Annotated in this window: 11 protein-coding genes, 1 tRNA gene, 2 rRNA genes and 1 pseudogene; 9 read left to right on the top strand and 6 right to left on the bottom strand. The window is 50.3% G+C overall.

The features are described from left to right. Nucleotides 1-11: 11 nt before the first annotated feature. Complete coding sequence (locus DW47_RS0110825; protein WP_029686440.1) at nucleotides 12-698, bottom strand: response regulator; 687 nt, start codon at nucleotides 696-698, stop codon at nucleotides 12-14. Beyond that, nucleotides 688-2,324, bottom strand: a pseudogene (locus DW47_RS16410) (ATP-binding protein). The gene DW47_RS0110825 and the pseudogene DW47_RS16410 overlap by 11 nt, the downstream one beginning before the upstream one ends. Nucleotides 2,325-2,668: 344 nt before the next feature. Between DW47_RS16410 and DW47_RS0110815 the strand changes: the two are divergent. Genes DW47_RS0110815 through DW47_RS0110775 form a run of 9 tightly spaced genes read left to right on the top strand, consistent with a single transcriptional unit; the run spans nucleotide 2,669 to nucleotide 11,071 of the window. Next, nucleotides 2,669-4,018 carry a 2-hydroxycarboxylate transporter family protein gene (locus tag DW47_RS0110815; protein WP_051150907.1) on the top strand — a complete coding sequence of 450 codons (1,350 nt, stop codon included), beginning with the start codon at nucleotides 2,669-2,671 and terminating at the stop codon, nucleotides 4,016-4,018. Nucleotides 4,019-4,039: 21 nt separating this feature from the next. After that, entirely contained in the window at nucleotides 4,040-4,915 is an 876-nt protein-coding gene (locus DW47_RS0110810; protein WP_029686438.1) for a fumarylacetoacetate hydrolase family protein, read from the top strand. 6 nt (nucleotides 4,916-4,921) lie between these two features. Further along, complete coding sequence (gene citC, locus DW47_RS0110805) at nucleotides 4,922-5,941, top strand: [citrate (pro-3S)-lyase] ligase (RefSeq protein ID WP_029686437.1); 1,020 nt, start codon at nucleotides 4,922-4,924, stop codon at nucleotides 5,939-5,941. Between the two features lie 8 nt (nucleotides 5,942-5,949). After that, nucleotides 5,950-6,243: a citrate lyase acyl carrier protein gene (gene citD, locus DW47_RS0110800; protein WP_029686436.1), complete on the top strand. Its 294-nt coding sequence runs from the start codon at nucleotides 5,950-5,952 to the stop codon at nucleotides 6,241-6,243. Next, on the top strand, nucleotides 6,240-7,115 hold the full coding sequence (citE, locus tag DW47_RS0110795; RefSeq protein ID WP_029686435.1) for a citrate (pro-3S)-lyase subunit beta: 876 nt from the start codon (nucleotides 6,240-6,242) through the stop codon (nucleotides 7,113-7,115). Before citD ends, citE begins: the two co-directional genes overlap by 4 nt. A gap of 10 nt (nucleotides 7,116-7,125) precedes the next feature. After that, complete coding sequence (gene citF, locus DW47_RS0110790) at nucleotides 7,126-8,637, top strand: citrate lyase subunit alpha (RefSeq protein ID WP_051150906.1); 1,512 nt, start codon at nucleotides 7,126-7,128, stop codon at nucleotides 8,635-8,637. Between the two features lie 3 nt (nucleotides 8,638-8,640). Beyond that, nucleotides 8,641-9,174, top strand: a complete 534-nt coding sequence (citX, locus tag DW47_RS0110785) for a citrate lyase holo-[acyl-carrier protein] synthase (protein ID WP_051150905.1) — start codon at nucleotides 8,641-8,643, stop codon at nucleotides 9,172-9,174. Beyond that, nucleotides 9,158-10,015 carry a triphosphoribosyl-dephospho-CoA synthase CitG gene (citG, locus tag DW47_RS0110780; protein ID WP_051150904.1) on the top strand — a complete coding sequence of 286 codons (858 nt, stop codon included), beginning with the start codon at nucleotides 9,158-9,160 and terminating at the stop codon, nucleotides 10,013-10,015. Before citX ends, citG begins: the two co-directional genes overlap by 17 nt. A gap of 60 nt (nucleotides 10,016-10,075) precedes the next feature. Then, a complete protein-coding gene (locus DW47_RS0110775; protein WP_029686431.1) occupies nucleotides 10,076-11,071 on the top strand; it encodes an aldo/keto reductase in 996 nt (331 codons plus the stop codon). Between the two features lie 22 nt (nucleotides 11,072-11,093). On the opposite strand, the gene metA is transcribed toward DW47_RS0110775, so the two are convergent. From metA to rrf (DW47_RS16655), 4 genes are all read right to left on the bottom strand, one after another. After that, nucleotides 11,094-12,023 carry a homoserine O-acetyltransferase MetA gene (metA, locus tag DW47_RS0110770; RefSeq protein WP_029686430.1) on the bottom strand — a complete coding sequence of 310 codons (930 nt, stop codon included), beginning with the start codon at nucleotides 12,021-12,023 and terminating at the stop codon, nucleotides 11,094-11,096. 954 nt (nucleotides 12,024-12,977) lie between these two features. Beyond that, a 5S ribosomal RNA gene (gene rrf / locus DW47_RS0110765) occupies nucleotides 12,978-13,093 on the bottom strand. A gap of 27 nt (nucleotides 13,094-13,120) precedes the next feature. Further along, nucleotides 13,121-13,196 (bottom strand) — tRNA-Thr (locus DW47_RS0110760). Between the two features lie 14 nt (nucleotides 13,197-13,210). Then, nucleotides 13,211-13,300, bottom strand: a 5S ribosomal RNA gene (gene rrf / locus DW47_RS16655); the annotation flags it as partial.

Here is a 13,300-nt window from a genome sequence, read left to right as displayed (position 1 = left end):
TACAACTGCCATTAACGGCGAAGATATAAGCGCCGTGGATGGCCGATATTACCGTACAGTAATTCGACTTGCAGATACCCAGTTCGAACACAATATTCCAAGTAGCGGCGTACCGTAGTTTTACTTAGGCCGCTTTCGGTCATCACCTCATCGACACTGCGATGGCCACTGTGCGCCGCAAACAGCTGTTTGATCCGCGTCAGTGTGGCCGCATCAATACCCTTATCGATCCGTTGCTGTCGAGAATTTTTAGACTGTAACTGATACAACAAGTCGACATTCTGCTGGTCGACCACTTTCCATTCTCGCTGCTGCTCACTGAAACAGATAAAATTCTGCAGTGACTGGCGTAAGCGCTTCAGGGATACGGGTTTAAGAATATAATCAAAGGCACCACTACGGATCGCTTGGCTACAGGTATGCATGTCACTGGCGGCAGTAATAAAAATGACTGAACAACGGACGCGGTTAAAGTCCGGGGAACTGATAAGGGTAATGCCCTGTCCGTCAGGCAGGTAATTATCCAGTAAAATCAGTTGTGGATGATGCTGCTCAGCCAGCGCTTTGGCCTCTGCCAGAGTAGTGGCAACACCCACCACCTGCAGGCCGACAAACTGCGACACCAACTCGGCATGCAGATCCGCCATCGAGCCCTCATCTTCAACAATCAGCACATCCATTTTGGTATCAGTCTTCATAACGGCAGTCGGCATGGGTTGCAGGGAAAACAATAGGGGTATCGCCTTGTGGAATAAACACTGAGAAGATGCTGCCAGCAGGCGGATTGGCAGAAATCTCAATATAACCCCCAGCTTGGGTCACGATATTGTGCACCAGACAGAGCCCGAGACCATGGTCCGCCGATCCTTTTGAGGTCACGCCGGGATCAAAAATACAGCGCGCAATATCAGGTGGGATCCCGCCACCCTGATCCGCCACTTCGATGATCAGATCTTGGGGAGTCCCTAGGATCAACACCTCAACCGGACGACGTGGCCAAGAACGTTGGCTTGTCGCTTCAATGGCATTATCAAGCAGATTACCGATCACTGAGATCAGCCCCCCTTCAGTAATTCCCTGTAACGGTTGCTGTAACTCGCTGTCGGGGTCAAAAATAAGCTCCACTCCCTTTTCTCTGGCATGTGATACTTTCCCCAACAATAGTCCACACAACACCGGTGAATGAAAATGTGCTGAAATAAAATCAAGAACAGTTTGGGCCTGTTCAGATTGTAGCTGAATATAAGCAATCGCCTCCTGATAACGTGCTGACTGTAATAATCCTGAAATAACCGCTGTCTGGTTTAATTGCTCATGATGCATAATACGTAAATTTTCCAAATACCCTTTTACCTGACTTAGACGGGCGGTCAGGCTGTCTATTTCCTGACGATCCCGAAACGTAATTACCCATCCCTGTAACCTATTTTCGAACCGTATTCTTACCCGACTGGCCAATACTGTCAGTTGATTAAAATGACAGAGTTCATCATGAGTATCCTTATACCACATCACAGAAGGGTCAAAAAAACGAACCGGTGTTATCAACTGCCCGATCGGTCTGCCGAGCAGAGTTTCTACCGGTCCATCCATCCCCAGCAATAATTGTGCAGCTTTATTCACCAACGTAATATTCTGCTGTGCATCGATGGCAATCACCCCTTCATAAATCGACTCCAAAAATGCTTTTTGTTGACGGACCAACAGACCGATTTCCCGAGGTTCCAGAGAGAAAATTTGCTTTTTAATATGGCGCGTAAAAACCACGAGAATATAAAAAGAAGCCCTAATAAAGAGGAAAACACCATCAATGACGTTAAAATTTTACGTAATGTCAGCGTATCCAGTTCACGTTTCAGATAGCCGACCGAAACAATACCGATAACTTGACCGCTGGCATCAAACAGCGGAGCTTTACTACGCAGCGAGACTCCTAGTCCACCCCGGCGGAGAGTAGTCACCGTTTTTCCCTGTAGCACAGCGTGATTATCCCCCCCCACCAGCGGTGTTCCAACACGTTCTTCTGAAACGGAATGATATAAGTGGTTTACTTTATTATCGCCGATAACAATAAAGCTCGCATCACTGAGTGGGATAACCTCTGCCATAAACTGTTTAATTTTTTGAATGTTGTTTTCAGCTACTGCAGATCGCAGCCCTGGCATCGCAGAAATGAATGTCGCCTGTACCCGGGCCCGCGCTCCCATCTCCTGATAGATGCGCTGCTCTTCCTCCAGAGAGGAATAGAGAATAAACAGGATAAAAATTAATGAAAATAGAATTATCAGAGAGATAAACAGCTTTATCTGAAAAGAAATTCTCATGTAATACCTATTATTAAGAGAGCTTCTACTTACTCATAATAGCAGTATTCTATTTATTCTATTTTTGTTTCATAGGGAATTGTGATCGCTTGCACAGCTTAGCCTAATGATCATCAATATTCCCTGACAAAACTGGTCCTCTATCGTATAAAAAACAAAACAAAAAATACACAAACTGATAACCATTCGCTTGCCATAGCCATTACCTTCCGAATTAACACCATAAAAACCTTAATAGCCATACAAATCATAAACACCATTAAATTTACTTACTGAATTAAATACAGGTCACAATAATTATCATTTTCTTTCTGCACACTTCTTTAAAAATAAGGAGATCTTTGATGACAACTGAAATCCCTACGGTAATGCGTACCGACAAAAAGTCGTTAAAAGAAAAATGGTGGCAGATCCTCGACACTTGGAAAATTGGCGTGATCCCACTTCCACTGTTCGTGCTCTGTGGAGGCCTTATCGCTATCGAGTGCCTGAATGGCCGGCTTTCCAGCGACATTGTAGTGATGATCGCCACACTGGCTTTTTTCGGCTTTGCCTGCGGTGAATTCGGAAAGCGTCTACCGGTGATCGGTAAGCTCGGCGCTGCTGCCATCTGCGCGACCTTTATTCCTTCCGCCATGGTTTATTATGGGTTGTTACCGGATGTGGTCGTCGAGTCGACAACCAAATTCTACAAATCGACCAACATCCTCTACTTGTACATCTGTTGCATTATCGTCGGCAGCATTATGAGTATGAACCGCACCACCCTTATCCAGGGATTCCTGCGGATCTTCTTCCCGATGCTATGCGGTGAAATCGTCGGTATGCTGGTCGGCATGGGCGTCGGGCTGGCCCTCGGCTTGGAACCTTTCCAAATTTTCTTCTTCATCATTCTGCCGATCATGGCTGGCGGTGTTGGCGAAGGGGCAATCCCTCTGTCAATCGGCTATGCCGCGCTACTGAATATGGACCAGGGGGTTGCCCTCGGCAAAGTATTACCGATGGTGATGCTCGGCAGCCTGACTGCTATCGTTATTTCCGGTTGCTTAAACCAGTTAGGGAAACGCTATCCGCATCTTACCGGAGAAGGACAGCTGATGCCTGCTGGGGAAGAAACCACCGCCGACACCCCTGATAACGCTCAAGCCGCACCGCTAACCTCAGACGTCACCACTTTTGCCTCCGGCGTATTATTAGCGGTACTGCTGTATATGGTCGGTATGCTCGGCAATAAATTAATCGGGCTACCTGCACCGGTAGGAATGCTATTTGTCGCAGTATTTATCAAGTTGCTCCACGGTGTTTCCCCACGAATGCTGGCCGGCTCTCAGGTAGTGTATAAGTTTTTCCAAACCTCAGTGACCTATCCGATCCTATTCGCGGTCGGGGTTGCCATCACCCCGTGGCAAGAACTGGTCAATGCCTTCACCCTCAGTAACCTGCTAATCATTATCAGTACCGTTGTTTCTCTGGTGGCGACTGGCTTCTTAGTCGGCAAAAAGCTCGGAATGTACCCGATTGATGTCGCCATTATTTCTTGCTGCCAGAGCGGCCAAGGTGGCACTGGTGACGTCGCTATTCTGACCGCCGGTAATCGTATGGTGCTGATGCCTTTCGCACAGATCGCTACTCGTATCGGCGGTGCCATCAACGTATCTGTCTCGCTACTAATTTTAGGTAGCTTCCTGGTTTAATCGCGCTTTACAGGAATTCTAATGAAAATTGCCAGTTATACCTTACAGCATCAACGTAGTTACGGCATTGTTACCCAAGAGGGGATTATTGACCTAGGCTCCCGGCTAGGAGAACGCTATCCGGATCTGAAATCACTACTTCGTGCTGGGCAACTCAGCTTGGCTAAAGACTACAGTACCTGTAGTCCGGATTTTTCCCCGCAGCAGGTATGTTATCTGCCGGTGATAGAATCGCCAGATAAAATCCTATGTGTCGGCATGAACTATGCCGATAAAAGGCGGGAGTTTGAGCAGACAGACCCAGCACCGACCTTATTTATTCGTTTTCCTGACTCACAAACCGGCCATCAACGTAACCTGTTGAAACCTTGTGAATCTGTAGAATTCGATTACGAGGGGGAGCTGGCGGTCATTATCGGTCTGGAAGGCAGTCACATCCCACGTGAGCAGGCACTTCAGCATATTGCCGGTTATAGCTGTTATATGGATGGCTCGGCGAGGGACTGGCAACACAGCTGGTTTACCGCTGGAAAAAACTGGCGGCGCAGCGGCGGATTTGGTCCTTGGCTCACCACCCGCGATGAAGTTAGCGATCCCCACCAACTGATGTTACGTACTTGGCTTAATGGTGAGCTGGTGCAGCAAGATAGCACCGCTAACATGGTCCATAAAATCCCTGAACTGATCGAATATATCAGCACCTTCACTCATTTGAGTGCCGGTGATGTCATTATCACCGGTTCCCCCGGGGGGGTCGGCAAAAAACGTCATCCGCCACTATTTCTGCAGGCCGGAGATTGTATCGAAGTAGGGATCGAGCAGGTCGGCCATCTGACCAACAGGATCGCCGATGAACAACCGCCAAGACCTGAATCTATTACTGCAGGGAGCCGGTAGCGCAATATGCCGACCTCACTCTCCCTCGATTTTAGGATCAGCGATGCTACCAGTACTTCTCGGGACCGAGTAGCCTGCGAACAGCTGCTCAACCGCTGTGATCTACAGCCGGAATCGGATATTCAGTACTTTATCCAAGCTTGGGACGGACCACATTTAGCGGGCTGTGCCGGACTGGCTGGCAATATGGTGAAATGTGTCGCTACTGAATCTGCTTGGCGGGGCTGCAACCTCACCGGCCGTCTCTTATCGGAAGTGGAAAGTATTGCTAACCGGTTAGGCACTCCCCATCTTTTTCTCGCCACCCACCAGAAAAATACCGATATTTTTCGTCATTGTGGCTTCTGGCCGGTGGCGAAAGACACGCGGCATACGGTACTGATGGAGAACGTCCCCGGAGGTCTACGCCGCTATTGCCAGCGGCTGACACGCTTACGCCAGCCAGGAAATACCATCGCCGCTATCGTGATGAATGCGAATCCTTTTACACTCGGCCATCAGTTTTTGGCACAACGTGCCGCTGAGCAGAGCGACTGGCTACACCTCTTTTTGGTGCGTGAAGATGCCTCTTTTTTCCCTTACGCCGACCGGCTCGAAATGGTCAAAAAGGGGGTCGCCCATCTGCCTAATGTTACGGTGCATGAGGGATCCAGCTATATGATCTCCCGTGCCACCTTCCCGAGCTATTTCCTGAAAGAAACGCCGCAGGTGGATCACGCTTGGAGTGATATTGATCTGACGATCTTTCGTGATCATATTACACCAGCCCTGGGGATCACCCACCGCTATATTGGATCAGAACCTTTTTGTGGCACTACCCGCCGTTATAACCAGAACATGCATCTCGCGTTTCAGGGAAAGATCTCGGTGATTGAAACTGAGCGCCTTGCCCTTGACAGCGGCCCAGCTATCTCGGCGTCTGAAGTTCGACGCCTGCTCATTGAAGAAAAGTCAGCGCTATTGCGCCACAAAGTACCGGCCACCAGCTGGCACTGGCTGAAAACCCATTACCTGACACCACCGTGAGAACATTTATGAAAATTATCAAAGAGGCATTGGCGGGTACCCTCGAGTCCGGAGATGCAAAAGTCAAAGTTATTCCTGCCGAAGGCGGGCCGGAAATTATCATCAGCAGCGATGTGATTAAGCAGTTCGGTTCGCAGATCCGTAAAGTTGCCGACACGACCCTACACCAATTGGGCGTCAATAATGGACTGATCATCATTGAAGATAAAGGCGCACTCGACTGTGTACTGCGGGCCAGGATCCAGTGCGCGGTGCTGCGCGCTTCAGCAGACGCGTTATCAGAATGGGAAGCCTTATCATGAAAAAACTCCGCCGTAGTATGCTGTTTCTGCCGGGCACCAGTGCTGCCATGTTATCTACAGCCTTTATCCATCGCCCAGATTCGGTCATGTTTGACCTCGAAGATGCTGTCTCTCTTCATGAAAAAGATGCAGGTCGACTGCTGGTCTTTCATGCACTGCAGCACCCGATGTACCAAGATATTGAAACGGTAGTCCGTATTAATGGCTTGAACACCCCCTTTGGTGTGGATGACCTCAATGCCGCGGTACGTGGCGGGGCTGATGTGATTCGCTTACCAAAGACCGACTCACCCCAGGATGTTCATCAGTTAGAAGAACAGTTGGAGAACATTGAGCAAGCCTGTGGCCGACCGGTAGGATCGACCCGCTTGATGGCTGCCATTGAATCGGCCAGCGGAGTCATCAATGCCGTGGCCATAGCCCGCAGTTCCCCACGCTTGATCGGTATCGCCCTCGCCGCGTTCGATTATGTGATGGATATGCAAACCTCCCGTGGCGATGGCAGTGAGCTGTTTTATGCCCGATGTACCGTGCTGCATGCGGCAAGGGCGGCCGGCATCGATGCCTTTGATGTTGTCTGGCCCGATCTCAATGATGAGCAGGGCTTCCTGCAAGAAGTCGATGTGATCCGCAGGATGGGTTTTAACGGAAAATCCCTAATTAATCCGCGTCAAATAGCCCTGCTACACAATGCATACGCCCCGACCGCTGAAGACGTCCTCTATGCACAACAGGTGATCGGAGCTGCCAGCGATGGAGAAAAAAAAGGATTGGGGGTGATCTCGCTGAACGGAAAAATGATCGATGCCCCGATTATTCAACATGCTCATACGGTGCTGGAACGTGCCGCTGCCTCCGGATTACACCAATAAGGAGAGAATTATGAAAGATATTGAGCTGTTTTCTGAACAGGGTTATCTGCCGCCATTTTCTGGAGCCCATGCCGCTACACCTTGGCTAAAAGATCGTCATGAAAAACGTCGCCGTAAACTGTGCCATTCTCTGGAGGAAGCCATCCGTCGCAGCGGCCTTAAGGATGGGATGACGATTTCATTTCACCACGCATTCCGTGAAGGGGATACCGTCATTAATCAAGTAGTCGGCACTCTGGCAGAGCTCGGCTTTAAAAACCTGACCCTGGCGTCCAGTTCACTAATGAGCTGCAACAGCCCGCTGATCGATCATATTCGCCAAGGCGTGATCACCCGGATCTACACTTCCGGAATGCGCGGTAAGCTGGCTGAAGCGATCTCTGACGGATTAATGGTAGAGCCGGTCCATATCCATTCCCACGGTGGGCGGGTGAGAATGATCCAACAAGGAGAGATCACTATTGATGTGGCTTTCCTTGCGGTCACTGGCTGTGATGAATTTGGCAATGCCAGTGGCACCGCGGGTAACTCTGCCTGCGGTGCGCTGGGCTATGCAATGACCGATGCCCACTATGCACACCAGGTAGTGTTACTGACCGAACAGATCCTACCCTACCCTTATTTGCCCGCCAGCCTCCGACAAGACCAAGTGGACTATATTGTCCCTACCGGCAGTGTCGGCGATGCGACCCAAATCAGCACCGGTGCCACCCGTATCACTAACAATCCCCGTGAATTACTGATTGCCCGCACTGCCGCTGACGTGATTGAGCATTCCGGCTATTTTGTTCCAGGCTTTTCTCTACAGACCGGCTCTGGTGCCGCTGCGACCGCCTGTACCCGTTTTCTCGGTGAAAAAATGGCCCGCCACCAGATCACTGCCCGTTTTGCATTAGGAGGTATCACCGCAGGGCTGGTCGAACTACACGAACAGGGACTGATTGATATCCTGCTGGATACCCAGAGTTTTGACGGACAAGCGGCCGCCTCCTTAGCCCGCAATCCGCGCCATATCGAAATTTCGACCAATGTCTATGCCAACCCGGCCGGTAAAGGAGCCAGTTGTGATCAGCTAGATGTGGTGATCCTCAGCGCACTGGAAATCGATCTGCAGTTTAACGTCAACGTCATTACCGGTTCGGACGGTGTCATGCGCGGCGCGTCAGGTGGACACTGTGATGTCGCCGCTGCCGCCGACCTGACTATCGTCGTGGCTCCCCTGATCCGCAGCCGTATTCCGACCGTGGTCAAACAGGTAACCACCCGTGTCACGCCGGGAGAAAGCATTGATGTGCTTGTGACAGATCAAGGTATTGCCGTCAATCCAGCACGTCCCGAACTGTACCAGCGTCTGACAGAGGCCGGTATCAAGGTAATGACCATTGAGGATCTCTGGCAACGTACCCGTCTGATCTGCGGCGATCCGCAACCGATAGCCTTCAGCGAGAAGATCGTCGGTATCATTCACTACCGTGACGGATCCGTGATTGATGTGGTCCGCCAGATCGCCTCCGAGGATTAAGCAATGATCGATAATGGCCATGCGGAACTGTCAGCCCGTTTACAGGCACAGCTTACCGCAAAAGAACAGCGAGCTGCCCGTCAGCAGGAATGGCTGCAGCGTTATCAGCAGCCTATAATTTCACTGACGCTAGTCACGCCTGGTCCTATTAAAAATCATGCTCGTTATCAAAATGTGATAGGCGTTGCGCTGCGTATGGCGGATCACTGGCTACGGGAAAACCGCTGGCTAGTGATTGATCGTGTTGTCCGTTTTGCAGCGACCGGTCCTGAAGCTTTATGGTGCGTTGCTCATCCGGCAGTGGAGATCAAAGCACAGCTAGCCACTATCGAACAGACCCACCCACTGGGACGGTTATGGGACTTTGATGTGATTTGTCCGCAGGCCGGGCCTGTTGGCCGCCAGTCTCTAAATCAACATGGCCGCCGCTGTCTGGTCTGTGATCAGCCAGCATTAGTGTGCATCCGCTCACGCCAACATTCGGCGACTGAGCTGCTTAACGCTGTAGAGAAAATTATCAATGATGGTTTTGCCTAACTCTCAACCGCCGGCAGATAACCTACCAGCCAAAGCAGTCAGAGCGCTACAGGAAGAGCTATTACTGACGCCGAAGCCTGGCTTGGTGGATGCCCACAACAGTGGTGCGCATCACGACATGGATCATACCTTATTTACCCGCAGTATCACGGCGATCAGTCCCTGGTTTGAGCGGTTCCAACAACTTGGTCAGGAACAGGCTTATCTGCCCGCCGATGAGCAGCTTTCAACGCTGCGCCCGATGGGACTGGCCTGTGAACAGGCGATGTTCGATGCCACTGGCGGGGTGAATACGCATCAAGGGGGAATTTTTTCTCTTGGGCTACTCTGTTGTGCTGCCGGCAGGCTAATCGGCAGACAACAGCCCGTAGACTGCAATGCACTCTGCCTGGAAGTCAGTGAGATATGTAAGGGTATAGTCGGCCGAGAACTGACCACCAATAATAGCGCCAGCGCCCGTTTATACCAGGCCTTCTCACTCAGTGGTGCCCGTGGTGAGGCGGAGAGTGGCTTTGCCACGGTACGCCATTATGTATTGCCTTATTGGTATCAAGATCACGGCAATCGTCAGCGCCATCATGCTTTATTACGACTGATGGCCGTCAATGCAGACACCAATCTGGTTTCCCGTGGCGGTCTTGAAGGATTACACCATGTGCAGCAGGCTGCCCGCCAGTTACTCAACAGAGCTTGGGAAGTTATTGATATTTATAAAATGGATCATGAGCTTATACAACGTAACCTCAGCCCCGGAGGCAGTGCTGATCTGTTAGCCGTCGCGACCGTCCTGGCTGATTATCTACCTGCAACCACAGAGTACCGCTTAAGAACCCTCCCCTAGTAATGGCCTACACTAGGAAATATAGTAAAACTCGCGCCACTGGATGAGGTTCAGAAACATATGCACTACCAGCCTTCAGAAGATCGTTACTCGGTAATGAAATATGCCCGCTGTGGTCACAGCGGCCTGCATCTACCACGGATTTCATTCGGTTTATGGCATAATTTCGGTGATGACACCACGGCAGAGCAATCACGCCGACTGGTACAACATGCGTTTGACCAGGGGATCACCCATTTTGATCTGGCGAATAATTACGGCCCACCGCCTGGTGCAGCAGAAGAACGTTTCGGTCAGTTTCTCCGCCAAGATTTACTGCCTTGGCGAGATGAGCTGATTATTTCCACCAAGGCTGGCTATACCATGTGGCCCGGTCCATATGGTGACTGGGGATCACGTAAGTATCTGATCGCCAGCCTGAATCAGAGCCTTAAGCGAATGGGGCTCGACTACGTGGATATTTTTTACCATCACCGTCCTGATCCAGATACCCCGATACAAGAGACTATGGGCGCATTGGCAGATATCGTCCGGCAAGGAAAAGCATTATATGTCGGGATTTCAAATTACCCAGATGCTCTCGCCGCCCAGGCGATTACACTGCTGCAACAAATGGGCATCCCTTGCCTGCTCCACCAGATGAAATACTCAATGCTGCAGCGCACCCCGGAGCAGGGTTTACTTCATACCCTGCAAAAGAAAGGAGTCGGCAGTATCGCGTTCTCCCCACTGGCTGGTGGCCTGCTGAGCGATCGTTATCTGAAAGGTATTCCACAAGATTCACGCATGGCCGGTAACAGCCCGTTCCTCACCGAGGACAGGCTCAGCCCTGAACTGCGACAAACATTGTCAGAACTGAACGGGATAGCACAACAACGCGGGCAGACCTTGGCACAGATGGCGCAGTGCTGGCTGTTACGAGACAATTTACTGACGTCAATACTGATCGGTGCCAGCAAAATGACGCAGATTGATGCAGCGGTCGCAGCCTTACAGGGGCCTGCATTCACGGCAACGGAGCGGAGAAAAATTGAAGAATTGCTGGCCGGCCATTGAAACTGACCGGCAGTATCTACCTTTAATCAAGAGTCGGGGTCATATGCTTAAGATCGTACGGCGTAATCTGATAAACATAATAGTTTAGCCAGTTAGAGAACAGCAGATGACCATGGCTGCGCCAACTTGCCTGCGGCGTTAACCGTGGGTTATTTCCAGGGAAGTAGTTATAAGGAACTGGGGAAGCAATCCCGGCACCGATATCACGTAAATATTCAGAGGCCAAAGTATTGGCATCATACTCAGGATGGCCGGTGACAAAAACCAAGCGTTTATCACGGCTCGCCATCAGATACGCTCCGGTCTCTTCCGAGGCGGCAAAAATGTCTAAGTCCGTATGCTGGCGAATAATGTCTGTTGGGAAATCGGCATAGCGAGAGTGCGGTGCCAAGAACTGATCATCAAAACCACGGGTCAGCAATGCATGAGGTTGTTCCAAACTATGCTGGTAAACGCCAGATAGCTTCTGCTCACGGGTGATCTTAGGGATGTCATATAGGATATTAAGCGCGGCCTGAACTGCCCAGCAAACAAACATCGTTGAGGTGACATGGTCTTTTGCCCAGTGCAGTACCTGTTGGATCTGCGGCCAGTAGGCCACATCGTCAAAATCGACCAGTCCTAAAGGTGCACCGGTGACGATCAAACCATCATAATTCTCGTCCTGAATATCATCGAAATTACGGTAAAAGGTATCCAGATGCTCAGTAGGCGTATTTTTGGACTCACGATTATCGATACGCAATAACTGAATATCCAGTTGCAGTGGCGAGTTCGACAATAACCGCAAAAACTGATTTTCAGTTTCGATCTTCTTCGGCATCAGGTTAAGGATCAGGATTTTCAGCGGACGAATATTCTGCACCAACGCCCTGGATGAGGTCATCACAAAGACGTTCTCATGACGTAAGAAGTTTACTGCGGGGAGATCATCCGGCACTCTGATTGGCATTACCTGACACCTTTATTAACCATTTAAACGTTTAGACATCCAGACAGCCAAGACTAGCTTGCTCGGCCTAAAAAGTCGAGCCTCATCTTTTGATGATGAAAATCTTTCAGCTTTCCTTAGCGGAAATTTCACTAAGCATTACTGCGTGTCTTATCCTATCTATCTGCCTAGATCCTATGCCAATACATCATCACAGAGTTGTCGGGTTTTATCTGACTCTTAACCTAATTTAGAGGAAAAATAACTATTTTAGGCATAAAAAAATCGTTATTTACCCTAAGAAGTGAGCGATAACCCTTAAGCGATAGCCTTAATATCCCTACCTACTGAAAAAATACTCTAAAGAGTCATCTTTTCTCTACCATCAGCTCATCAACATCACTAAGTCGGTAAAATCAGCTTTAATCTAGAAAAAATCACCCCTTTCTTATGGGTAATAAATGAGGGAAGGTATAAAAAAACATCGGCAGAGTTTTCTTTTCCCCAATGCAGAAAGGCCATCCGTGAGGATGGCCTTTCTGACTGTTTGGATGCCTGGCAGTTTACGGCTCACTGCGTTCACCGCCCTACGGGCCGTTGCCGCAGGCAACGTTCAAAAGCGAGCTTTTGTCCTACTCTCGCAGCGGGAGACCCCACACTACCCTCGGCGCGACAGCGTTTGCCCTACTTTACGGCTTATTTCGGATTATTTGCCCCAATGCAAAAAGGCCATCCGTGAGGATGGCCTTTTTGACTTTTTTGGTGCCTGGCAGTTTACGGCTCACTACGTTCACCGCCCTACGGGCCGTTGCCGCAGGCAACGTTCAAAAGCGAGCTTTTGTCCTACTCTCGCAGCGGGAGACCCCACACTACCCTCGGCGCTACAGCGTTTGCCTTACTTTACGGCTTATTTCGGATTATTTGGCCCAATGCAAAAAGGCCATCCGTGAGGATGGCCTTTTTGACTTTTTTGGTGCCTGGCAGTTCCCTACTCTCGCATGGGGAGACCCCACACTACCATCGGCGCTACGGCGTTTCACTTCTGAGTTCGGCATGGGGTCAGGTGGGACCACCGCGCTCTTGCCGCCAGGCAAATTCTTTCACTACTTTAGTATAACTGGTGCTGATACCCAGAGTCGAACTGGGGACCTCACCCTTACCAAGGGTGCGCTCTACCAACTGAGCCATATCAGCACTTAAAATTGGATGCCTGGCAGTTCCCTACTCTCGCATGGGGAGACCCCACACTACCATCGGCGCTACGGCGTTTCACTTCTGAGTTCGGCATGGGGTCAGGT

It is taken from the genome of Tatumella saanichensis (genome assembly GCF_000439375.1).
Taxonomy (GTDB): Bacteria; Pseudomonadota; Gammaproteobacteria; order Enterobacterales; family Enterobacteriaceae; genus Tatumella; species Tatumella saanichensis.
Note: the sequence above shows the minus strand (reverse complement) of the source record. Positions and strands in the feature narration are given on the sequence as shown.

What these genes read in the sequence shown, in the direction of transcription:
- DW47_RS0110825 (WP_029686440.1), bottom strand. Translation starts at nt 698, where the DNA reads ATGAAGACTGATACCAAAATGGATGTGCTGATTGTTGAAGATGAGGGC.
- DW47_RS0110815 (WP_051150907.1), top strand. Translation starts at nt 2,669, where the DNA reads ATGACAACTGAAATCCCTACGGTAATGCGTACCGACAAAAAGTCGTTA.
- DW47_RS0110810 (WP_029686438.1), top strand. Translation starts at nt 4,040, where the DNA reads ATGAAAATTGCCAGTTATACCTTACAGCATCAACGTAGTTACGGCATT.
- citC (WP_029686437.1), top strand. Translation starts at nt 4,922, where the DNA reads ATGCCGACCTCACTCTCCCTCGATTTTAGGATCAGCGATGCTACCAGT.
- citD (WP_029686436.1), top strand. Translation starts at nt 5,950, where the DNA reads ATGAAAATTATCAAAGAGGCATTGGCGGGTACCCTCGAGTCCGGAGAT.
- citE (WP_029686435.1), top strand. Translation starts at nt 6,240, where the DNA reads ATGAAAAAACTCCGCCGTAGTATGCTGTTTCTGCCGGGCACCAGTGCT.
- citF (WP_051150906.1), top strand. Translation starts at nt 7,126, where the DNA reads ATGAAAGATATTGAGCTGTTTTCTGAACAGGGTTATCTGCCGCCATTT.
- citX (WP_051150905.1), top strand. Translation starts at nt 8,641, where the DNA reads ATGATCGATAATGGCCATGCGGAACTGTCAGCCCGTTTACAGGCACAG.
- citG (WP_051150904.1), top strand. Translation starts at nt 9,158, where the DNA reads ATGATGGTTTTGCCTAACTCTCAACCGCCGGCAGATAACCTACCAGCC.
- DW47_RS0110775 (WP_029686431.1), top strand. Translation starts at nt 10,076, where the DNA reads ATGCACTACCAGCCTTCAGAAGATCGTTACTCGGTAATGAAATATGCC.
- metA (WP_029686430.1), bottom strand. Translation starts at nt 12,023, where the DNA reads ATGCCAATCAGAGTGCCGGATGATCTCCCCGCAGTAAACTTCTTACGT.